The 20,560-nt window shown below is 67.7% G+C and carries 18 protein-coding genes and 1 tRNA gene; 12 read left to right on the top strand and 7 right to left on the bottom strand.

The window, feature by feature from the left end:
• The first annotated feature begins 65 nt into the window (after positions 1 to 65).
• The 3 genes from KMW22_RS00315 to KMW22_RS00305 are packed head-to-tail and all read left to right on the top strand — an operon-like array spanning position 66 to position 3,070.
• On the top strand, positions 66 to 1,334 hold the full coding sequence (locus KMW22_RS00315; protein ID WP_221088032.1) for a S1C family serine protease: 1,269 nt from the start codon (positions 66 to 68) through the stop codon (positions 1,332 to 1,334).
• A complete protein-coding gene (locus KMW22_RS00310; RefSeq protein ID WP_328774538.1) occupies positions 1,331 to 2,440 on the top strand; it encodes a tRNA nucleotidyltransferase/poly(A) polymerase family protein in 1,110 nt (369 codons plus the stop codon). The genes KMW22_RS00315 and KMW22_RS00310 overlap by 4 nt, the downstream gene beginning before the upstream one ends.
• A gap of 18 nt (positions 2,441 to 2,458) precedes the next feature.
• Positions 2,459 to 3,070 carry a site-2 protease family protein gene (locus tag KMW22_RS00305; RefSeq protein WP_221088031.1) on the top strand — a complete coding sequence of 204 codons (612 nt, stop codon included), beginning with the start codon at positions 2,459 to 2,461 and terminating at the stop codon, positions 3,068 to 3,070.
• Positions 3,071 to 3,123: 53 nt separating this feature from the next.
• Here KMW22_RS00305 and trhA read toward each other — a convergent pair whose 3' ends face one another.
• Together trhA and guaB are read right to left on the bottom strand one after the other, a co-directional pair.
• On the bottom strand, positions 3,124 to 3,768 hold the full coding sequence (gene trhA, locus KMW22_RS00300; RefSeq protein WP_221088030.1) for a PAQR family membrane homeostasis protein TrhA: 645 nt from the start codon (positions 3,766 to 3,768) through the stop codon (positions 3,124 to 3,126).
• A gap of 379 nt (positions 3,769 to 4,147) precedes the next feature.
• Complete coding sequence (guaB, locus tag KMW22_RS00295; protein ID WP_221088029.1) at positions 4,148 to 5,668, bottom strand: IMP dehydrogenase; 1,521 nt, start codon at positions 5,666 to 5,668, stop codon at positions 4,148 to 4,150.
• A 95-nt stretch (positions 5,669 to 5,763) separates the two neighbouring features.
• Here guaB and KMW22_RS00290 point away from each other — a divergent pair.
• Positions 5,764 to 5,839, top strand: a tRNA-Ala gene (locus KMW22_RS00290).
• 52 nt (positions 5,840 to 5,891) lie between these two features.
• On the opposite strand, the gene KMW22_RS00285 is transcribed toward KMW22_RS00290, so the two are convergent.
• Entirely contained in the window at positions 5,892 to 7,577 is a 1,686-nt protein-coding gene (locus KMW22_RS00285) for an outer membrane protein assembly factor BamB family protein (RefSeq protein WP_328774537.1), read from the bottom strand.
• A 115-nt stretch (positions 7,578 to 7,692) separates the two neighbouring features.
• On the opposite strand from KMW22_RS00285, the gene KMW22_RS00280 reads away from it, so the two are divergent.
• The 5 genes from KMW22_RS00280 (at position 7,693) to KMW22_RS00260 (ending at position 12,794) form a co-directional block, all read left to right on the top strand.
• Complete coding sequence (locus KMW22_RS00280; protein WP_224606738.1) at positions 7,693 to 8,208, top strand: hypothetical protein; 516 nt, start codon at positions 7,693 to 7,695, stop codon at positions 8,206 to 8,208.
• A 393-nt stretch (positions 8,209 to 8,601) separates the two neighbouring features.
• Positions 8,602 to 9,528 carry a PEGA domain-containing protein gene (locus KMW22_RS00275; RefSeq protein WP_221088026.1) on the top strand — a complete coding sequence of 309 codons (927 nt, stop codon included), beginning with the start codon at positions 8,602 to 8,604 and terminating at the stop codon, positions 9,526 to 9,528.
• Between the two features lie 130 nt (positions 9,529 to 9,658).
• Positions 9,659 to 10,648, top strand: a complete 990-nt coding sequence (locus KMW22_RS00270) for an MBL fold metallo-hydrolase (protein WP_221088025.1) — start codon at positions 9,659 to 9,661, stop codon at positions 10,646 to 10,648.
• Positions 10,649 to 10,701: 53 nt separating this feature from the next.
• Positions 10,702 to 11,160: a YbjN domain-containing protein gene (locus KMW22_RS00265; protein WP_221088024.1), complete on the top strand. Its 459-nt coding sequence runs from the start codon at positions 10,702 to 10,704 to the stop codon at positions 11,158 to 11,160.
• A gap of 107 nt (positions 11,161 to 11,267) precedes the next feature.
• Positions 11,268 to 12,794: a GGDEF domain-containing protein gene (locus tag KMW22_RS00260; RefSeq protein WP_221088023.1), complete on the top strand. Its 1,527-nt coding sequence runs from the start codon at positions 11,268 to 11,270 to the stop codon at positions 12,792 to 12,794.
• Positions 12,795 to 13,252: 458 nt separating this feature from the next.
• Here the strand turns inward: KMW22_RS00260 and murA are convergent, their stop codons facing one another.
• Positions 13,253 to 14,530, bottom strand: a complete 1,278-nt coding sequence (gene murA / locus KMW22_RS00255) for a UDP-N-acetylglucosamine 1-carboxyvinyltransferase (RefSeq protein WP_221088022.1) — start codon at positions 14,528 to 14,530, stop codon at positions 13,253 to 13,255.
• 272 nt (positions 14,531 to 14,802) lie between these two features.
• Here murA and KMW22_RS00250 point away from each other — a divergent pair, with 272 nt between their 5' ends.
• Complete coding sequence (locus KMW22_RS00250) at positions 14,803 to 15,027, top strand: transcriptional regulator (protein WP_221088021.1); 225 nt, start codon at positions 14,803 to 14,805, stop codon at positions 15,025 to 15,027.
• Between the two features lie 122 nt (positions 15,028 to 15,149).
• Here the strand turns inward: KMW22_RS00250 and KMW22_RS00245 are convergent, their stop codons facing one another.
• Positions 15,150 to 16,370 (bottom strand): type II secretion system F family protein, encoded by a 1,221-nt coding sequence (locus tag KMW22_RS00245; protein WP_221088020.1) that lies wholly within the window; start codon positions 16,368 to 16,370, stop codon positions 15,150 to 15,152.
• Between the two features lie 66 nt (positions 16,371 to 16,436).
• Here KMW22_RS00245 and KMW22_RS00240 point away from each other — a divergent pair, with 66 nt between their 5' ends.
• Together KMW22_RS00240 and scpB are read left to right on the top strand one after the other, a co-directional pair.
• On the top strand, positions 16,437 to 17,051 hold the full coding sequence (locus tag KMW22_RS00240) for an L-threonylcarbamoyladenylate synthase (protein WP_221088019.1): 615 nt from the start codon (positions 16,437 to 16,439) through the stop codon (positions 17,049 to 17,051).
• Positions 17,048 to 17,584, top strand: a complete 537-nt coding sequence (scpB, locus tag KMW22_RS00235; RefSeq protein WP_221088018.1) for an SMC-Scp complex subunit ScpB — start codon at positions 17,048 to 17,050, stop codon at positions 17,582 to 17,584. The genes KMW22_RS00240 and scpB overlap by 4 nt, the downstream gene beginning before the upstream one ends.
• A 341-nt stretch (positions 17,585 to 17,925) precedes the next feature.
• Here scpB and trpS read toward each other — a convergent pair whose 3' ends face one another.
• A complete protein-coding gene (gene trpS / locus KMW22_RS00230) occupies positions 17,926 to 18,939 on the bottom strand; it encodes a tryptophan--tRNA ligase (RefSeq protein ID WP_221088017.1) in 1,014 nt (337 codons plus the stop codon).
• Between the two features lie 574 nt (positions 18,940 to 19,513).
• Positions 19,514 to 20,539: an L-threonine 3-dehydrogenase gene (gene tdh / locus KMW22_RS00225; RefSeq protein WP_221088501.1), complete on the bottom strand. Its 1,026-nt coding sequence runs from the start codon at positions 20,537 to 20,539 to the stop codon at positions 19,514 to 19,516.
• Positions 20,540 to 20,560 lie beyond the last annotated feature (21 nt).

Here is a 20,560-nt window from a genome sequence, read left to right as displayed (position 1 = left end):
GCATCCATGAAGCAGACCACACCGCCGCTTCAGGCCGCATCCCCCGGCTGGCGGATAATGCCCCCATGAAAGGCAGAGGACTGGGAATCATGCTGGTGCTGGTGGGCCTGGGGCTGGGCGCCACACTGCTGCGCGATCAGGTGCCCACCGGGAGCGCGCAGCCCGCCGCCCAAGCGCCACTGAACGAAAGCGGCGCGCGGCTGCAGAATGAACAGAACACCATTGACGTGGTGGGGCGTTTTGAGCCGGGGCTGGTCTTTATCAGCACCGAGGACGTGGTGGCCCAGGACCCGTTTGCCATGATGTTCGGCGCCGCGCCGGACCAGGTGCGCCAGGGGCTGGGCAGCGGCTTTTTCGTGAACAAGACGGGCGACATCCTGACCAACTACCACGTGGTGGCTGGCGAAGACGGCCAGGGCGCCGCCGACCGCATCACCGTGCGGGTGATGAACCAGGAGGAGAGCGTGCCCGCCGAGGTGATCGGGCTGGCGCCGCAGTACGACCTCGCGCTGATCCGTGCGCCGGGGCTGGCCAAAACCCTCATCCGGCCGATTCCGCTGGGGAACAGTGACACCCTGAAGGTGGGCCAGAAAGCCATTGCGATGGGCGCGCCCTTTGGGCTGGACTTCAGTGTCACCGAGGGCATTGTGAGCAGCACCGCGCGGCAGATTCCCATTGGCTTCTCGGCCACGGGGGGCGAGGGGGGCATCACCCAGAAGGCCATTCAGACCGACGCGGCCATCAATCCGGGCAACAGCGGCGGGCCCCTGCTGGACAGCAGCGGGCGCGTCATTGGCATCAACACCCAGATTTACTCGCCCAGCGGGCAGGCCACTGGTGTGGGCCAGAGTGCCGGCGTGGGCTTCGCCATTCCCATCAACACCGCGCGCAGCCTCCTGCCGCGCCTGCAGGCCGCCCAGGGGCAGGTGGTGGGGGCACCAGACCTCGGCGTGACCCCAGGGCTGCTGGTGCAGTCGCAGGGCCGGGTGCTGCCCGTGGGCCTGAGCGTGCTGTCCACGCGCGGCAAGCGCGAACTGGACCTGCCCGACCGGGGGCTGGTGGTGGGCGCCGTGCGGCCGGGCAGCCCCGCCGCGCGCGCGGCCCTGCGCGCCGGCACCCGCGAAGAGGCCTTCCGGGGCGGCGTGATCGTGCTGGGCGGCGACGTCATTACCGCCGCCGACCGCCAGCCGGTAGACGCCTTCGAGGACCTGCAGTCGGTCCTCATTGACAAGAAGGAGGGCGACCCCGTCACCCTGACCGTGGTGCGGGCCGGCCAGACCCGTACCGTGCAACTCACCCTGGACGCCTCGGCCTTCCGGGTGCAGGGGCGGTGAAGGACGCCGCCGAGCGCGTCTGGGCGAGGCTGCAGCCCGAGGATTTTCTGTGGCTCTCGGCCCTGGCCGCCCGCGCTGCCCCAGAAGGCATTGCGCTGGTGGGCGGGGCGGTGCGCGACGCCCTGCTGGGCCACACGCCTCTGGACCTGGACGTGGTGGTGCCGGGCCGCAACGTCGAGGCCCTGGCGCGCGCTTCGGGGCGGCCCTTTGTCTTTCACCCGGCTTACGGCAACGCGACCCTGGCCCTCCCGGACGGCCGCGCCGCCGATCTGGTACAGGCCCGGCGCGAACACTACCCGGTGCCCGGCGGCAACCCGGTGCCTGCACCCGGCACCCTGGACGATGACCTGCGGCGGCGCGATTTCAGCGTGAACGCCCTGGCCCTGCACTTTTCCCCCAGGGGTCAGGTGACCCTGCGGGACGTGACGGGCGGCCTGAACGATCTGGAGGCCGGGGTGCTGCGCCCCCTGCATGACCGCTCGTTTCAGGACGACCCCAGCCGCCTTGTGCGTGGCGCGCGTCTGGGGGCCCGCCTGGGGCTGCGCGCGCACCCAGAGCTGCTGGCCCAGGTTCCGGCCGCACTGGCCCTGGCGCCACAGACCCCCCGCCTGTGGGCCGAACTGAAGCTGCTGCTGCAAGAGCCCCGACCCGGGCGGGCGGCGGCGCAATTGGGCGCCTGGGGCGCGGGGGCCCTGCTGCCCGACCCCGCCCTGCTGCTGGCCCTGGATCAGTGGCGGGCCGAGGGACAGTCCATTCCAGAGGCGGTGTACGCCGCCGCCCTGCTGGACGCTGCCCCCGATCCGGCCGCACTGGCCCGCCGCCTGGGCCTGGGCGAGCGCCCCGGCGCGCTACTGGCCCGCGCCCTGTCCGAAACCTTTTTTCCGCCCGGCACCCCCGAACGCACCCTGCGCGCGCTGCTGCGCCCGGAAGCCCACGAGGCACTGACTGGTAAGGACGTGCTGGCGCTGGGCGTGCCCCCAGGCCGCGCGGTGGGCGAGGCCCTGGCGCATCTGGCCGCCCTGCGCCGCGCCGGGCAACTGCGCAGCACCGACGAGGAACGCGCCGCCCTGAAAGCATTCCTGGCGACGAAAGCACAGCGAAACTAACCCCTAGAATGCCGGGGTATGGGCCTTATCTCACTCCTGAGCAGCAATCCGCTGGCCTTTGTCATCGTGGCGGGGGCCCTGGTCCTGTCGCTGGCCTTTCACGAGTTCGCCCACGCCTGGAGCGCGGACAAGCTGGGCGACCCCACCCCGCGCCGCTACGGGCGCGTGACGCTGAATCCGATCAAGCACCTGGACCCCTTCGGCACGTTGCTGATGCTGCTGGTGGGCTTTGGGTTTGCACGCCCGGTCCCGATTAACCCCAACAACCTGGGCCGCTGGGGCACCCTGTGGGTCTCTGCGGCGGGGCCCATCAGCAACCTGCTGATTGCGCTCCTCTGCGCGCTGCTGCTGAAGTTCCTGCCCTTCAGCCCCCTGATGGGCAGCGTGCTCATGACCGTGCTCAGCATCAACGTGGTGCTGGCGGTCTTCAACCTCATTCCCATTCCGCTGCTGGACGGCAGCCGCATCCTGGGCGCGCTGGTGCCCTCGCTGGGACGCAGCCTCGCGCAGTTTGAGGCCCAGCCGTTCAGCTTCGTGATCGTGATGGTTTTTATTTTCCTGTTCGGCAGCCAGATCAGCGGTGTGATCAACGTGGTGCAGAACTGGGTCGTGGGCTTTATGGGACTGTAAACCGGGCAGCGTAAAGGGGCGAGAGCGCGTGGCTCTCGCCCCTTTACGCTGCCTTATCCCAGGTGGAACATCATCACCACATGGGCAGCAGTGCCGGCCAGCACGAACAGATGCCAGATCTCGTGGAAGCCGAACACGCCGGGGCGGGGGTTCCAGCGCTTGGTGCCGTAAATCACCGCTCCGATGGAATACAGCACCCCACCCGCCGCCAGCCAGAACAGCGCGCCTCCATCCAGCGAGCGGGCCAGTTGCGGCAGAAAGATCACCGCCAGCCACCCCATGCCCAGGTACAGCCCGGTGCTCACCCAGCGCGGCAGGCGCATGGTGACCAGTTTCAGCACAATGCCGCTGAGGGCAATGCCCCAGATCAGCCCCAGCACGCCGTCACGCCACACACCGTCTAGGCCGTAGTACGCCACCGGGGTGTAACTACCGGCGATCAGCAGAAAGATGCCCGCATGGTCCAGCTTGCGCAGCCACACCAGCCCGCGCTCGCCCGGTCGGAACGAATGGTAGCTGGCACTCGCCGCATACAGCGCCACCATGCTCACACCAAACACCACAAACGGCCACAGTGCCAACCCCCGTCCCTGCGCCCACCCCAGCAGCGGAACCAACACCGCCAGCGCCGCCAGCGCTCCCGCCCAGTGGGTCAGGGCACTCACGGGTTCACGGGGAGCTGTCCACAGGCGCTTCACCCCCCCACCCTACGCCCCCAACATGATGACACTCTGTCAGGAGGGACGCGGTCCAATTGAGCAGGCGAATTCCAAGCAATCTGCTGTTTTTGAAAGTAGAACCTTCTGGGCCGCACCAAGTTGCCAGAGCCACTTCACCGCCCAAGTCCAGACGAAGCCGTCGTGCGCGCAGCGCGCGGGCGTGGGGCGATGGACGGAGAAAGGCCACGGCGTACAACGCGGGGCGAAGGAAAGCCGCCCCGAATCGTCAGTCAACGTTTGCCGAGCGCAGCGGAAAAACTCCCCCTGCCCCTTTGGGGTAGGGGGCTGGGGGGTGGGGCCAGCAGCGGATCAACCTAAATAGCGCCTGCTGAACTGCTCGACAGCCCCCCTGCGCCCCTTACCGCCCCCCGTAGTTCGGCGCCTCCTTCGTAATCGTCACCCCATGCGGATGGCTCTCCACCAAACTCGCCCCCGTAATCCTGACAAACTGCGCCGTCTCCCGCAGCGTCTGCAGGTCAGGCGCCCCGCAGTACCCCATGCTGCTGCGCAGGCCGCCCACAAACTGGTACAGCACCTCGCCCGCCGTGCCCTTGTAGGCCACGATGCCCTCAATGCCTTCGGGCACGAATTTGCGACTGCCACTCTGGAAGTAGCGGTCGGCGCTGCCCTGGTCCATGGCGCCCAGCGAGCCCATGCCCCGGTAGCTCTTGTAGCGGCGCCCGTCGCGCAGAATCGTCTCGCCCGGCGATTCGTCGGTGCCGGCCAGCATGCTGCCCATCATGACCACGCTGGCACCCGCCGCGATCGCCTTGGGCACGTCGCCTGTCTGCTTGATTCCGCCGTCGGCAATCACCGGAATGCCCGCCTCCAGCGCCGCCGCCGAGGCCTCGAAAATGGCCGTAATTTGCGGCACGCCCACGCCAGTGACCACGCGGGTGGTGCAGATGCTACCGGGACCTATGCCCACCTTTACCGCGTCCGCACCGGCCAGAATCAGATCGCGCGCCCCGGCCCGCGTGGCCACGTTCCCGGCGATCACGTCCACATCAAAGGCCTCTTTCACCCGGCCCAGGGCATTCAGAATCCCCTGGCTGTGGCCGTGGGCGCTGTCCAGCACCAGCACGTCCACTCCGGCCTGCACCAGCGCGCCGGCGCGGTCCAGCAGGTCGGCGCCCACGCCAATAGCGGCGGCGACCCGCAGACGGCCCAGCGCATCCTTGGCGGCGCGGGGATACTTCACCCGCTTGGTGAGGTCCTTAATCGTGATCAGGCCGCGCAACTGCTCGCCTTCCACCACCAACAGCTTTTCAATGCGGTGGCGCTTGAAGATCTCCTGCGCCTCTTCCAGCGTGGTGCCCACCGGCACGGTGACCAGCCCCTCGCTGGTCATGACCTCGCTGACGGGCGTGGCGAGGTTGTCCACAAAGCGCATATCGCGGTTGGTGATGATGCCCAGCAGGCGGCCATCCGGCGCGGTGATAGGCACGCCGCTGATGCGGTACTCGCCCATCAGGCGGTCGGCCTCGCCCACGGTGGCGTGGGCGGGCAGGGTGATAGGGTCCACGATCATGCCGCTCTCAGACCGTTTGACCTTGCGCACCATCTCGGCCTGCGCGTCAATGGGCATGTTTTTGTGCAGCACACCAATACCGCCCTCGCGCGCCAGAGCCACGGCCATGTTCGTTTCGGTCACGGTGTCCATGGCCGCCGACACGAAAGGAATATTCAGGCGCACCCGGCGGGTCAGCTGCGCTTCAATGTTGACCTCGTGGGGCAGCACCTGCGAATGCCGGGGCTGCAGCAGCACGTCGTCAAAGGTGATGCCTTCCTGGCCGAATTTGTAGGCGTAGCGGTCCGTGGTGGACCGGGGCTCTGGGGTGCCGGGCGCGGTGGGATCAGGCGTGGCAGGCGCACTCATAGCTGCGAGTGTACGCCCTGGGGCGGCCGGGTGCGCCCCCGGTGTCCAGCTTGCGCGTGCCCGGGAGGCCGTGCTACAGTCCCTTTCGCCTTTGTGGGGTCGTAGCTCAGCTGGGAGAGCGCGTCGTTCGCAATGACGAGGTCAGGGGTTCGATCCCCCTCGACTCCACCACGCGACAAAACCCCCGCCCGTGTACCGGTGCGGGGGCTTTTTTGTGGGTCGTTTAGCGGCTGGGCGCGGTCCCGTACTCCGTCTGGCGACCCAGTGGCAGCAGCTGGGGCAGGTTCAGCGGAAAGCGGGCCTGCTGCCCCGCCACGCTCAGGACCACGGCGGCGGGCGCGCGTTCCAGGGTGGCCTCAGCGCCGGGCAGGTCGCTCAGGGCGGCCAGGGGCACGTAGGCTTCACGGCCAACAAACCGCACGGTAACCGGCACGCGCTCCGCGCCCACCCGCAGGGTGGCGGTGCGGGCGGTCACGTTCAGCACGGGCAGGCGCAGCGCGGCGGCCGTTTCGCTCAGGGGCAGCAGCACCTGACCGGCTTCGGTGCGGGCCTTGCGGGCGGCGGCCTGGGCCTGCTGTGCGGGGGTCAGGACCGGCACCGGGGCAGAGGTGGTGGGCCGGGGGGCCGGGGTCGTGGGTTGCGGCGCCGGGGCGGTGCCGGGCTGGGGTGCAGGCTGGCCCGGGCTGGGCCGCACCGGGGCAGGCGGCTGCGCGGGCTGGGCCGGTGCCGTGGGCGTGCCGGGTTTCAGGGCGGCCAGCACGGCCGTGGCGGCGGCGCGCCGGGCCTGGGTCTGGGCCTGCAGCTCGGCGGCGCTGGACACGCGCCCCCAGGCGGCGGGCGTGGCGTGGAACGTGGGCCAGGGGGCCACCGCCAGCGGGCGCTGCTTCTGAATGATGCTCAGGCCGCCGCCCTCGGTGGTGAAGTACAGGTTGCCCTGGTCACTCACGCTCAGGCCGGTGTCGATCTTCTTGCCGGTCTTGATCTGCCACAGCGCCTGCCCGGCCTTGCCAATGGCGTGCACAGTACCGCTCAGGTCCGGCACAATCACGGTCCCGTCGCTGAGTTCCACCGCCGAGGCCGCAATGCCGGCCCCCGCCTTGTAGGTCCATTCAGGTTCGCCGCCCGGGTTAATGGCGTACACACTGCCGTCGTAGCTGCCCACGACCACCACGCCGCCGCTGGTCACGATGGGGCTGGCATTCACGAACAGGCCGGTCTGCGCGCGCCATTTCAGCTCGCCGGCCGGGGTCAGGGCATAGATGCGGCGGTCACTGGACCCGAAGTAGATGCTGCCGTCCGCGCCAATGGCGGGCGAGCTGAACACCAGAGAGCCAGCCGCATAGGTCCATTTCAGCTGCCCGGCTGGGGTCAGGGCGTGCATGCGGTTGTTCTGCGCGCCAAAGTAGATGGTGCCGTCGGCGGCAATGGCCGGCGAGCTGAACACGGGCGCACCCACCTTGTAGGTCCACAGGGTCTGGCCCGCGCCGCTCAGGGCGTGCACCGTGCCGCCCGCCGTGGCCACCACCACGCTGCCATCGGGTCGCAGCGCGGGCGTGGCGTAGATATCGCCGTCCAGCTTGACCTTCCACAGCAGCTTGCCGGCCGCGTCCAGGGCGTACACCGTGTCGTCGTAGGAAGCGGCAATGGTGGTGCCCTGCGGCGTGACCACCGGGTAGGCGCGGCCAATATCGCCCACCACAAAGGACCACTTCACGCTGCCGGTGGCGTCGGTGCGGTGAATGCGGGCGTCGGACCCCAGGAAGGTCAGGTCGCCATTCGGACTGACCGCAACTCCGGAAATCACGCGTAATTCCTTGAACACGTCAATCTTGGGTGCCGTAAAGGTGGGGGTGCTCTGGGCAGCGGCCCCGCTGCCAACCACCAGTGTGATCAGAGAAAGAAAGGGCAAAACGTGGCTGTTCCTCATCTAAACGTGCACTCCTTTACAGAGCCTTTACGGACAGGCAATGGCGTGGGACGGCATATGGACGCTGCCCAGGGTACGGCCTAAGATGCGAACTGTTATGAAGAAGATTCTCATGCTGACCGCGTTCGCCCTGGCGGGCCTGGCCGCCGCCCAGGACACCACGACGACCGATACGGCGCCGGCCACCACCGACACCATGGAAATGACCGGCCCGGCCACCATGAGTGCGGGTGACAACTTTGCCAAGGCCCAGGAGTTCGCGGTGCAGGCCGACGTGGCCTACCCCGTGCCCTTCTACGACCGCACCCTGTGGAAGGCGGCCGTGGACCACGCCTACTACGCCGCCTCCCAGGAAGCCGGCAACCGCGACTACAACGCCTACCTGGCGCAGCTGTACACCAAGACCCAGTGGTGGATCAACGCCTACAACGCCTGGAACCGCCTGGGCACCCTGACCGATCAGGAAAAGCAGTGGGCGTCCCTCAGCGCCGCCAAGCTGGCCTACCTCGCGCTGCAGCGCGGCGACACCACCATGGCCCGCATGTACGTGGACAAGGGCATGAGCTGGGCCCCCAGCGCCAGCCTGCAGGCCATCATGCAGCGCCTGCAGTAAGCAGAGATCTTGCTTCCAAAAGCCCGCGCCTCGGCGCGGGTTTTTCGTTCCGCGTCGCCAAGCCCGGCGACGCTATCAAAGCTCCTGGTCGAAGGGTTCTTCCCAGGTCTGCGGTGGCGGCCTCTCCTCTCATCTGGGACTCCTCTGCTTCCACAGCAGGAGTGGGACGCGCGAAGGGCTGCTGTTCCATCGCCGTCGTCCCGTCTGTGCCCGTGCTCGCGCTCCTGCGGAGCTCTCCGAGTCTGCTTGTCCTTCACCTTCGGCTCACCTGAGTTCCGCCTTAGCGGACGAAATTCACCCTTCGCTCAAGCGGGCCACCCGCCGCCTTTTGCCTCAAGACCCAATCAGCTGCGCGGCACCTTCGCTGGGGCAGGGGTGCCCTACCCTGGGGCCATGAAACGGGTTGCCTTCCCTCTCCTCCTGTCGGCCCTGCTGGCGGCCTGCGTGCCTGCGCCGCTGCGCGCCAATCCCGAAGCTGCCCTGCGCCTCTCGGTGGCCCCGGCCGCCGCCCCGGCCCAGCCGCTGACCGGCGAAAGTAGCCTGTACCGCTTCCCGGGTCCCGGCGCCCTGAACGTGCGCACCGAGCCCGGCGCCCTGGTCACCGCCATCGTGCTGCCGCCGGGCGGGGGCGCCCAGGTGGGCCAGACGGTCCGCACCGTGCCCGGCGAAACCGCCCGGCTGCCCCTGCCGGCCACCGAGGGCTTTACCCAGGTCTTCACGGTGGCCAGCCTTGTGCCGCTGGACCTGGGCAGCGCGGCCGGCGCGCGCAGCGTGAATGACATCAGCGCGGCGGTGCAGCGGGCCACGCAGGGGGCGCCCCGCACGGCCTACACGGTCGCCACCACGGTCTACCGCGCCGAGCGCCTGGGGAGCCTGCGCGTCGAGACGAACGTGCCCGGCGCCCAGGTGCGCGTCAATGGCCGCCCGGCCGGGATCGCCCCGGTCACGCTGGGCGATCTGCCTGCAGGGCAGGTGGAAGTGACCGCCACCCGGGAAGGCTACCGCCCCGCCTCGCAGCGGGTGAACATCGTTGGTGACCGCGCCACAGACGTGACCCTCAACTTGCGCCTGCTGACCGGCACCCTGCGCGTGGAAAGCCCGGTGGCCGCCGACGTGCTGGCAGAGCGCCGCCTGCTGGGGCTGGTGCTGCCGGGGCAGCCGCTGGAAGTTCCGGTGCGCTCCGGGGTGGTCAGCCTGAACGTCGTGCCGCGCGACCGGGCCCTGGCCCCCCAGACGCTGCTGGTGCGCGTGAACACCGACCAGCTCAGCCGGATTGAGTGCACGCTGACGGGCGGCGCTTTCCGCTGCGACGTGCGGTAACGGCGGTACTTCAGTTCACTCTGGGGCCCACCAGTCGCCCCTCAAGGCCGACCCTCTCTGCCTGGGTCGGTCTTTTCTGTGGTCCGCTCCACACCCAGTGCCGGGGCAGGGAGGTGCTACCCTGCCCGGCATGACCGCGCCTGCCCCCACGCACCTGCTGGGCGACCTGTACGCCCTTCAGGTGCCCATTCCCTACCCTATGGGGGCCGTGACCGTCCTGCTGGATGTGCCTGCCGGGGGCCCGGTCACCATGATTGACACCGCGCTGGACACCCCGGAAGCCCACGCGGCCCTGGAAAGCGGGCTGGCGGCGCTGGGGCTGCACTGGCCGGACGTGGACCGGGTGATCATCACCCACCACCACCCGGACCACTACGGCCTGGCCGGGCTGGTCGAAGAACGCAGCGGCGCGTCCGTGCACCTGCTGGACGTGGAAATTGGGCGCGGCGAGCGCTACTGGCACCTGTGGGAAGAGTGGCTGCCTGGGCACGTCAAGCACCTGCGCGACCACGGCCTGCCGCCCGAATCGCTGCTGAGCCTGGAGGCCGAGAGCCGCCGCAGCCGCCAGCGGGTGCACCCCGCCACCCGCGTTTCCCCCCTGCGCGAGGGCCAGGAGGTCACGCTGTCCGGCGAGCCCTGGGAGGTGCTGTGGCTGCCCGGTCACGCCGACGGCCACCTGGGCCTGTGGAACGAGGCGCAGGGCACCCTGATCGCCGGGGACGCCATCCTGCCGCGCATCAGCCCGAATATTGGCCTGTACGCCTACACTCGCCCCGATCCGCTGGGCGACTACCTGCAGACGCTGGGCAAGCTTGAAGCCCTGAATCCGGCCCGCGCGGTGGTGGGCCACCACGGCCCGGTGATGACCGGCGTGCAGGCCCGCGCCCGCGAGCTGCGCGCGCACCACCACGAGCGGCTGGACTTCCTGCAGGCCCAGGCCGCCCAGGCACCGGGCACCGCCTACGCCCTGTCGCTGGCCATGTTTCCGCGCGACCTGAACATCAGCGGGCGGCGCTTTGCCCTGGCCGAAACGCTGGCCCACCTGGAACACCTGCGCCTGCTGGGGGCGCTGTACCGCACGTGGCAGGAGGACGCGGGCGCCTGGGTGTACCACGCCTGAACAGCGGCCCCGCTCACCAGAAGAAGACGGGCACGCGCTCTATACTCCGGCGCATGACAGCTTCAACGGAATTGCGGCGGATCATGACCGCGCTGCAAGAGGGTGGTCTGACCGTCGAAGCGGTCGAGGACGGCGCGCTGATCCAGGACGGCGACGCGCGGGTGGCCCTGTTCGTCGAGCCCGACCCGCAGGGCGGCGTGATCGTGCGCCTGCACCTGGACCTGGACCTGTATGTCGAGGAAGACAGCCTGAGTGACATCCTGATGGGCATGAACCTCATGAACCAGGGCCTGGACTACGGCGCGCTGAACCTGGACCCGGTGGACGAGGGCGAGGGCAGCGACGACGGCGAGCCCCTGACCTTCGCCGTGCTGGGCCGCAGCGTTCTGTGGCTGCCCGACCTGGGCGTGGCCGAGCTGGACCGCCTGCGCGAACACCTGCGCCGCTTCGAGGAAGAGGTCACGCAGGCGGTGGAGCGCACCCTGCACGGCAACAAGGGCATCAGCGCGTAAGCGGGGCCGCGCCGGCCAGCCGGGGGCCCACTCTCCCCCATCCCCCCCTGCACCCCGTCCCTCTGGGGGCTCGTGCGGCGCGGGCCGTGAACCTATCATCAGGGGGCATGACCCTCTCTGACCTGTCGTCCACGGACGCTGCCCACTGGTTGGCGCAGCTGGACATGGTGTGGCAGCGCCGCGAGCGCCAGCGCGGGGCCGCCGCGCAGGTGGCGCAGGCGGCGCGGGCGTGGAGCGAGCAGCGCGGCACCCTGGACCCGCAGGTGACCCGGGCCGCGTCGGTGGTCTGGGCCTATGTGGCGTGGCGCGGCGGACAACTTGGCGAGGCGCAGGCGGCGCTGCACTGGGTGAGCGCAGACCTGCCCCCGACGCTGTGGCATTGCCGCGCCCTGAATGTCACGGTGGGGGTGGTGGGGGAACTGGGAGAACTGGCCCAGGCGATGGCGATGGCCCACGCCCAGCTGGCCCTGAGCCGTCAGGTGCAGGACCGGGAAATGGAAGCCTGCGCCCTGCACGATCTGGGCGTGCTGCACAACGAACGCGGCAACCTGCGCGGCGCGCCGTCGCTGCAACAGGCGCTGCGGCTGTTCCGCGCCATGCAGCTGGTGGAAGGCGAGGCCTACGCCCAGCTGAATCTGGCCACGGCCCTGCTGCTGGCCGGGCAGGTCGAGGCCGCCCGCGCCGAACTGCAGGGCGCCCTCACCCTGGCTGCGCGGCACGGGCTGGGCACCGTGCGCACTTTTGCCCTGGCGCAGCAGGGCGCCCTGGAAGTGCCCCACGACCCGGGGCGCGCCGAGGTGCTGCTGCGCGCCGCCCTCCGGGAACAGCAGCTCAACGCTGACCGCCCGCTGTGGGAGGCCGTCGAACCCCTGGCCCGGCTGCTGCTGGCCCAGCAGCGCCCGCACGAGGCCTGCTTGCTGGTGGCCGCCTTCACCCAGGAAGCCCAGGCGCAGGGGTTCGAGGTGCTGGCCATGCAGGGGCACGGCTTGCTGGCCGAACTGCACGAACACCTGGGCGAGTTACAGCAGGCCCTGCACCATCTGCGCGCCCACACGGCGGCCTTCAAGCAGCTGCGCGCCGAAGAGCACGAGCGGCGCGTGCAGGCCCTGGAGGTCACGCACCGCACGGCCCTGCTGCGCCTGCAGGCCGAAGCCGAGGAAGCGCGCGCCGAAGAACTCACGCGGCTGCTGCAGATGGACGAACTGACGGGCCTGTTCAACCGCCGCCACCTGCTGACCGCCGGCGCCGAGTTGATCCGCCGGCAGCCCGGCGCGGTGGCGGTGGCTGACCTGGACCACTTCAAACGCGTGAACGACTCCTTCGGCCACGCGGTGGGCGACGAGGTGCTGCGCCACATTGCCGGGTGCCTGCGCGCGGCCCTGCCCAGCACCTTCGCCGCGCGCACCGGGGGCGAGGAATTCGTGCTGCTGTTTCCTGCCCACACAGTCCCCCTGGCCTGCCAGGAGCTGGGCACCCTGCGCGCGGCGCTGCCCACGGAGCACCTGCCCCCGGTCACCTTCACCGCCGGCGTGACCCTGTGCCCCGACGGCGACCTGACCGCCGCCATGCGGCGCGCCGACCTGCTCCTCTACCGGGGAAAAGCGCAGGGCCGCAACTGCGTCGTGGTGGAGTAACCAAAATATTGGCCGGTGGTCGGAACGGTCAGCCCAGACTCTTTGGCCGCCGAGGCGGACAGTCAAGTTGGAAGGCGAGCCCTTGCGCTGTGCAGGGCTGCACCCTGCCCTGGACGCCAGAACGGCGCGAAGACCCCCCGGTGACCTGCAAGTTCTGGCGGCGCTTGCCCCCCGCAGCAGCGGCACAGTGCGGGCCTCCTTCATGTCGTTGACGGCGCGAAAGTTCACGACCCCAGTGCAGCTCAAACCGAACTCGGCGCCAGCCTCTGCACCCGACACTGGGATCACCAGCAGAGCGGCTGACCACGCCCGAGCCAAGGCTCAGGAGGGCCCCTCCCCTGGCCGACCTGCAAGGCCGCCATGACCTTCGGATGCCTGCATTTCATCCTGTTGCCCCGATAGAAGAAAGGCAGACCAGAGCGTTGACTCCGGCCTGCCCTCCTCCCTCCAACCCCAGCTCAGTCCATGGCCAGGGCCAGATCTGGCTGGGCCACCTGGGCACCCACGCCCTGCAGCCGCTCCACGAGGCGCTCGTAACCACGGTTGAGGTACTGCACGCCATCAATCACTGTCTGTCCTTCGCAGGTCAGGGCGGCAATAAACAGGGCTGCACCCGCGCGCAGGTCCGCTGCCTTCACGGGCGCCGCGTGAAGCTGTCCACCCTGGATGACCTGCGTGTAGCCACTGACCGTGATGTTGGCGCCCATGCGGTGCAGTTCGGCCACATGGGTCAGGCGATCAGGGTACACAGGGTCCTGCACCACACTGGTGCCGGGTACCGTGGCTAGCAGAGCACTCATCTGCGGCTGCAGGTCGGTGGGGAAGCCGGGGTAGCTCTGGGTGGTGATGTTCACGGGCTTCAGCGTCCGCTCGCGGGCGTCCACCACCACGGTCTGGCCACCCTCCATCACCGACACGCCCATTTCTTGCAGCTTGCCCGTGACCGCGCGCAGGTGCTCGGGGCGCACGTTGGTCAGGGTCAGGCAGCTGCGGGTGGCGGCGGCCAGCATCATGAAGGTGCCGGCCTCAATGCGGTCGGGAATCACGGTGTATTCGCCGCCGCGCAGGGCCGCCACGCCCCGGATGGTCAGGGTGTTGGTGCCTGCGCCCTGAATATCCGCGCCCATGCGGTTCAGGAACTCGACCAGTTCCACCACGTCGGTGTCAATGCTGGCGTTCTCCAGGGTCACCACACCGTCGCCCAGCACGCTGGCCAGAATCGCATTGTGTGTGCCGCCCACGGTCAGCAGTTCGAAGATGAAGTGGCCGCTCAGGCTCCCCTGGCGCACCGCCGTGAAGTTGCCACCGTCCTCGGTGATCTCGGCGCCCAGCGCGCGCAGGGCCTTGACGTGCTGATCCACCGGACGCGGGCCCCAGGCACAGCCGCCCGGCATGGACACTGTGGCTTCCCCGGCGCGGGCTAGGATAGCCCCCAGCACGATAAAGCTGGCGCGCATCTTGCTGACCAGCGCGTAGGGTGCATCAGTGTTCACGATGCGCGGGGTCTGCAGTTCCAGGTCGTTGGGCCCCACCCACACGTGCTGGGTGCCCAGGTGCGCCAGCAACTCAAGAATGGTGTGCACGTCGCTCAGGCGCGGCACGCCACGCAGGGTGATCTTCTCGGCACTCAGCAGGCTGGCAACAATGATGGGCAGCGCAGCATTCTTGCTGCCCTGGACGGCGATTTCGCCGCGCAGCTCGCGGCCTCCCTGAAGGTGCAGTGGGGTCAATTGCATGGGTGAGTCATCCTTGATGGGGGGTCGCGCCGCAGGGGTGCGCCGGGGAGATCGTGAGCGCGGTACAGGTGCATGTTACACATCACGCTCAAGATGTGTCCACACCGACCATACCGTGTCAGCCTTCAGGGCGGATGAGGTGAATCATCAGCCCAGGCTGATGTGGCGTCTCATGTTGAGGCGCCTCAGGGTGCGTGCTAGGCTGCGCGCACGGCCCCGCCCCAGTCTTCATGTTCGCTGGTTTCCGGCGCGGTACCGTGTTCAGGAGAGGCATGCCCAAGAAGGAACGCAAACGGCTGCAAGTGGTCATCAGCGATGAGCAGGACGCCTTGCTGACCCGCACTGCCTATGAACTGTCCAGCCCCGAGCGGCTGATCAGCAAAAGTGAGGTGGTGCGCTTGGCCATCGAGAAAATTGCCCGGGAACTGGGTGAGGGCGAACATCTGGAAGATTACCGCGCCATCTTGGACGCCGAGGAGCTGGACGAAGAGGAGTAAGGCCGCTGTGGAGCAGGGCCGCTCAGTAACCCTGCTGAGCGGCCCTGCTCCATTCACCTGTGACTCTCGACTTAACCATGAAAAAGAGCTCCGCTAGGGAGCCCTGAAGTCCTTCTTGCCGTTTACTGGCTGAGCTGGCCAATGATGCTGAACATAGGAAGGAACATCCCCGCCACAATCACCCCGACGATACCGCCCAGGAAGACGATCATCAGTGGCTCGATGGCAGCCGTCATGCTGTCCACAGCTTCGTCTACTTCGCGGTCATAGAAGTCGCCCACCTTGTTCAGCATGTCGTCCAGCGAGCCCGTCTCTTCGCCAATGCTGATCATGCTGACCACCATTGGCGGGAAGACCTTGCTGGTGGCGAGACTGGAACTCATCTGCTCGCCTACCATCACCACATTCTTGGCGTTCTCAATGCTCTCTTCCACAATGGCGTTGTTCGCGGTGCCTTTGGTGATTTCCAGGCTTTCGATGATATTCACCCCGCTGCTGATCAGCAGGCCGAAGGTGCGGGCAAAGGAGCTGATGGCACTTTTTTGAAGAAGGTTTCCGAAGATAGGAATCTTCAATTTGATCTCATCGATGACAAAGCGACCCTTGGGGGTCTTGTAGTATGCACGATATGCGAAGACAAGGCCAGCCACTATGGCAAAGATGATGAGACCAGAGCTTCTGAGAAAATCCGACACTGCCATTAGCACACGGGTAATCATTGGTAACGGCGCATTCAGCTGGGCTAGAATGCCTGCAAACTGCGGCACAATCGTGGTCAGCAAGAAATAGGTAATAAGGATAGCGAAGACCAGCACCACTACTGGGTAAGTCAAGGCGCTCTTGATCTTGCCCCGCAGGGCCAATTCTTTTTCCTGAAAACTGGCGATTCGCTCTAACACTGTATCCAACGTGCCGCTGGTCTCCCCAGCGCGAACCAGGTTCACAAAAAGGCGATTAAAGATCTTGGGATGCTTGACCAGGGTCTCGCTGAGCGGCGTGCCCGATTCCACCTCGGTGCGCATTTCCTTCACTACACCCTGAAAGCCCTTGTGCTCAATCTGCTTTTGCAGAATCGCCAGCGACTGCACCAGCGGTACCCCGGCGTTGATCAGCGTGGCGAGCTGCTTGCTGAAGATGGCCACCTGCTTCAGGCTGGGCGGCCGGTTGTCCAGAAAGGGAATCTTGATGTCGGCGTTCAGGCCGCTCTTGGGCGGCTTGATCTCGACGATCATCAGGTTCTTGGCGCGCAGGGCGTCACGAACCTGGGTGGCCGTCTCGGCTTCCATCTGGGACTTCAGCACCTTGCCGGAGCGGTCACGCACGCGGTATTCAAAGACGGGCATACTATCAAGCAGTATAGGGCGCGCGTCTTGCGCCCGCCTTACATCACTTCACACTTTGGACTTTCCATGACCATAGTTTCCACCCACGATTTACAGCGTGCCGCGCAGGTGCTGGACGCCGGAGGGGTGGTGGCTTACCCCAGCGAAACCGTCTGGGGCCTAGCCGCCCACCCGCAGCGCCCGGACGGCATCCGCCGCCTCTATGACCTGAAAGGCCGCGTGGCCGACAAGCCGGTGCAGGTATCGTGTGCCTCTGCCGAGGCGGCGCGGTCCCTGGTCGCCGCCGACGCTGGCTTTGATGACCTCGCCCAAGCGCTGACCCCTTTCTGGCCGGGGCCGCTGACGGCCGTGCTGCCCGCGAGCGCGGCGTGCCCACCCCTGCTGGCCCCCGAGGGCCGGGTGGGGATTCGCGTGCCAGACCATCCGGTGGCGCTGGCGCTGCTGAACGCCGTGGGCGGGGTGCTGGCAACCACCAGTTGCAACCCCAGTGGGGAGGCCCCGGCCCTGACCTTTGCGGCTGCTCTGGCGATGAATCTGGGCGACATGGTGCTGCCAGATGGCGACGTGCCCTGCCTGGGGGTCCCCAGCACGGTGCTGCTGCTGCCAGAAGGGCGGGTGCTGCGCGAGGGGGCCCTGCCAGCGCAGCAGGTGCTGGCGCGGCTGGAACGCGCGCCTCTGTGAGTGACTCGCCGCCCCTGAGCGCCCTGATTGGCGCGGCCCTGCTGGCCGCCGGGCGACCGGTCAGCGCCGGGGACCTGGCCAGCGTCCTGGGCCTTCCTGAAGAGGCGGCGCGGCGCGAGGTCGAAGCCTTCAGCGCTCGCCTTAAGAAGGCGGAACTGGGCTTTCAAGTCGAGGCCGTGGCAGGAGGCTACCGCTTTGTGGTACCCCCGGCCCTGGCCAGTCACCTGACGCCGCTGCTGGCCCCGCCGCCGCTGCCGCCCCTGAGCAGCGCGGCGCTGGAGGTGCTGGCTGTCATCGCCTACCGCCAGCCCGTCACGCGCGCCGAGATTGAGGCGATGCGGGGAGGCAGTGCGAGTACCGTCGTGACCCTGCAGGAACGCGAACTGGTAAAGGTGGTGGGCCGGGCGGATTCGGTAGGTCAGCCCCTGCTGTATGGCACCACTGAACGCTTCCTGCTGGACTTTGGGCTGACCTCGCTGGCCGATCTGCCGCCGCTGGACGACACTGGGTTCGCCCACCTGCTGAGGAGTTGAGGCGGGGAAAATTCAGCTAGGGGTGCGCTGAGGAGGGCCAAGTACGCGGTGGCGTGGACAGCTTCAAGACATCGCGTGCAGAGAGGCAAACAGGAGGGCATTCTTGCCTCTCTCCCTTGCAGAGTCCCGGGACAGCTCCCACCGCGCGAGTCTGGGGGAGCATCGCACGAGGGAGGCAGTAGCTCCGACCAATGGTTCGGACAATTTGGGCAGTCCGGGTGACGCTGAGTACGGTCTAAACTTTTAAAGCGCAATCTATCGGCACTGATTCGGGCTATACCGGGGCACTAAGCAAAGCACTATCCGCCGCGCTGAGACGCCACCTGCACCATCCGCGCGCCTCAACACTCATGTAAGCGCAGGACGGAACGCACTCGCTTCAGAGTGCAGGCCGCTTCAGCCCGACCTCTGGCGGTGCCCTGCTGGAGCAAGCGCCTCACGGCCGAGGGTTCCGCTGCAAAGGTAGTCCGGCGTGCCCGCATAGGCGCCAGGAGCGCTTCCAGCACCTCAATCAAGTGCCGTTTGAGGGTCACGTCGCCCAGACCCCCGGCGCGGTAGTGGGCCTTCAGGGCGGCCACCCGCGCCGGGTCTGGGTCAAAGGCGTCCAGGTAGGTGAAAACCGGGTTGCCTTCCACCCGGCCCGGATCGCTGGCGCGCAGGTGGCCGGGGTCGGTGTACATGCCCATCACCTTGCGCCGTACCTCCTCCGGGGTGTCCGAGAGATAGATGGCGTTGCCCAGCGATTTGCCCATCTTGGCGCCGCCGTCCAGGCCGGGCAAGCGGGGCACGGCTGAGAGCTGGGCCTGGGGTTCGGTCAGCGTGGGGCCATACAGGCTGTTAAAGCGCCGCACCACCTCGCGCGCCAGTTCCAGCATGGGCTGCTGGTCCTCACCCACGGGCACCACCTGCGCACCAAAGGCCACGATATCGGCCACCTGCGCCGCTGGGTAGATGAAAAAACCGGCCGGCACCGCCTCCCCGTAACCCTTCTGGGCAATCTCGGTTTTCACCGTGGGGTTCTGGCGCAGCTTGGAGACGGTCACGAGGTTCAGCAGGTACAGGGTGAGTTCGGCCAGTTCGGGCACCGCCGATTGCAGGACGAAGGTTACTTTTGTTGGGTCCAGGCCAGCGGCGAGGTAGTCCAGCATGACTTCGGGCACATGGTCATGGACGGTGTGGGGGCGGTCAAAGTGGTCGGTCAGGGCCTGGACATCGGCCACTAGGACGAACAGATCGTGGGTGTCCTGGAGGGCCACGCGCCCCTGGAGCGAGCCGGCGAGGTGGCCCAGGTGCAGGCGGCCGGTGGGGCGGTCGCCGGTGAGGATGCGGGGGCGGGTGAGGATGGGCGTGGTCATGGGGAAACCTCCGGGGATGAATGAGGACAAAAAAAGCCGCGCCTGGACGGAACCGGGCGCGGGCTGAGCGGTGAACGGGGGTTCAGCGCACAGGCGGGGGCGGGCCCGGGGGACCGGGCCAGCAGGGGCGGGGGGTGGGGGTGGGCATGGGGGCAGTGTGGCGGGGGGTGAAGGAGGTTGGCAATGGGCCAGATGGCGCAGGGGGGGTGATTGAACGGCTAGTAACGGCTGGCCCCACCCCCCAGCCCCCTACCCCAGAGGGGCAGGGGGAGCGGCGCTGCGCTGGCAAACGTTGACTGACGGTTCGGGGCGGCCTTTCTTCGCCCCGCGTCGTACGCCGTGGCCCGCCTCCGCCCATCGCCTTACGCCCGCGCCCTTCGGGCACGACGGCTTCGTCTGGACCTGGGCGGTAGAGGTGCAAGAAGGCTTGATGCGGCCCGGAAGGTTCTACTTTTCAAAAGACCAAAGAAAAAGGCGTGCGGCATCTCTGCCACCGCCTTTCCCACTTCCCACTGCCTACTCCCCACGCCCCTCTCTTCCTACACCCCACAACCCACGCCCTACACCCTTCTCCTTACTCCCAGCTCAGAATCACTTTGCCACTTTGCCCACTCAGCATGGCGTCAAAGCCCTTCTGGTAGTCGGCAATGCCGTAGTGGTGGGTAATGACAGGGCTCAGGTCCAGGCCGGACTGAATCAGGGCGGCCATCTTGTACCACGTCTCGAACATCTCGCGGCCGTAGATGCCCTTGATGGTCAGCATCTTGAAGATCACGGCGTTCCAGTCAATGTCCACGCGGCCACTGGGAATGCCCAGCAGGGCAATCTTGCCGCCGTTGTTCATGGCCTGCACCATCTGGGCAAAGGCGGGGCCAGAGCCGCTCATTTCCAGGCCCACGTCAAAGCCCTCGGTCATGCCCAGCTCAGTCATCACGCCTTGCAGGGATTCGCGGCCCACATTCACGGCGCGGGTCACGCCCATGCGGCGGGCGAGGTCCAGGCGGTAGTCGTTCAGATCCGTGATTACCACGTGGCGCGCGCCCACATGCTTGGCCACGGCCGCCGCCATCACGCCGATGGGCCCCGCCCCCGTGATCAGCACGTCCTCGCCCACCAGGTCAAAGCTCAGGGCGGTATGCACCGCGTTGCCAAAGGGGTCGAAGATGGCGGCGATGTCGTCAGGAATATCGTCGGGGAGTTTGAAGGCGTTAAAGGCCGGCAGCACCAGATACTCGGCAAAGGAGCCGGGGCGGTTGACACCCACGCCCAGGGTGTTGCGGCACAGGTGGCGGCGCCCAGCGCGGCAGTTGCGGCAGTGCCCGCAGGTCACGTGGCCCTCGCCGCTCACGCGGTCGCCAATCTGGAACCCGCGCACCTCGCTGCCCATGCCCGCCACCACGCCCACGTACTCGTGGCCGACCACCATGGGCACCGGAATGGTCTTCTGGGCCCACTCGTCCCACTTGTAAATGTGCACGTCGGTGCCGCAGATGCTGCCCTTTTTCACCCGGATCAGCAGGTCGTTGGGGCCGGGGGCCGGCACCTCGGCCTCGGTCATCCAGATGCCTTCTTCGGGGCGGGCCTTGCTCAGGGCGCGCATGGTGGGCGGAAGGTGGGCAGT

It is taken from the genome of Deinococcus aquaedulcis, from assembly GCF_019693445.1.
Classification (GTDB): domain Bacteria; phylum Deinococcota; class Deinococci; order Deinococcales; family Deinococcaceae; genus Deinococcus; species Deinococcus aquaedulcis.
This window is presented reverse-complemented; position numbering and strand designations above follow the sequence as displayed.

Coding starts and splice junctions, on each gene's coding strand:
- KMW22_RS00315 (WP_221088032.1), top strand. CDS start 66: ATGAAAGGCAGAGGACTGGGAATCATGCTGGTGCTGGTGGGCCTGGGG.
- KMW22_RS00305 (WP_221088031.1), top strand. CDS start 2,459: ATGGGCCTTATCTCACTCCTGAGCAGCAATCCGCTGGCCTTTGTCATC.
- guaB (WP_221088029.1), bottom strand. CDS start 5,668: ATGAGTGCGCCTGCCACGCCTGATCCCACCGCGCCCGGCACCCCAGAG.
- KMW22_RS00280 (WP_224606738.1), top strand. CDS start 7,693: ATGAAGAAGATTCTCATGCTGACCGCGTTCGCCCTGGCGGGCCTGGCC.
- KMW22_RS00275 (WP_221088026.1), top strand. CDS start 8,602: ATGAAACGGGTTGCCTTCCCTCTCCTCCTGTCGGCCCTGCTGGCGGCC.
- KMW22_RS00270 (WP_221088025.1), top strand. CDS start 9,659: ATGACCGCGCCTGCCCCCACGCACCTGCTGGGCGACCTGTACGCCCTT.
- KMW22_RS00265 (WP_221088024.1), top strand. CDS start 10,702: ATGACAGCTTCAACGGAATTGCGGCGGATCATGACCGCGCTGCAAGAG.
- KMW22_RS00260 (WP_221088023.1), top strand. CDS start 11,268: ATGACCCTCTCTGACCTGTCGTCCACGGACGCTGCCCACTGGTTGGCG.
- murA (WP_221088022.1), bottom strand. CDS start 14,530: ATGCAATTGACCCCACTGCACCTTCAGGGAGGCCGCGAGCTGCGCGGC.
- KMW22_RS00250 (WP_221088021.1), top strand. CDS start 14,803: ATGCCCAAGAAGGAACGCAAACGGCTGCAAGTGGTCATCAGCGATGAG.
- KMW22_RS00245 (WP_221088020.1), bottom strand. CDS start 16,370: ATGCCCGTCTTTGAATACCGCGTGCGTGACCGCTCCGGCAAGGTGCTG.
- KMW22_RS00240 (WP_221088019.1), top strand. CDS start 16,437: ATGACCATAGTTTCCACCCACGATTTACAGCGTGCCGCGCAGGTGCTG.
- trpS (WP_221088017.1), bottom strand. CDS start 18,939: ATGACCACGCCCATCCTCACCCGCCCCCGCATCCTCACCGGCGACCGC.
- tdh (WP_221088501.1), bottom strand. CDS start 20,539: ATGCGCGCCCTGAGCAAGGCCCGCCCCGAAGAAGGCATCTGGATGACC.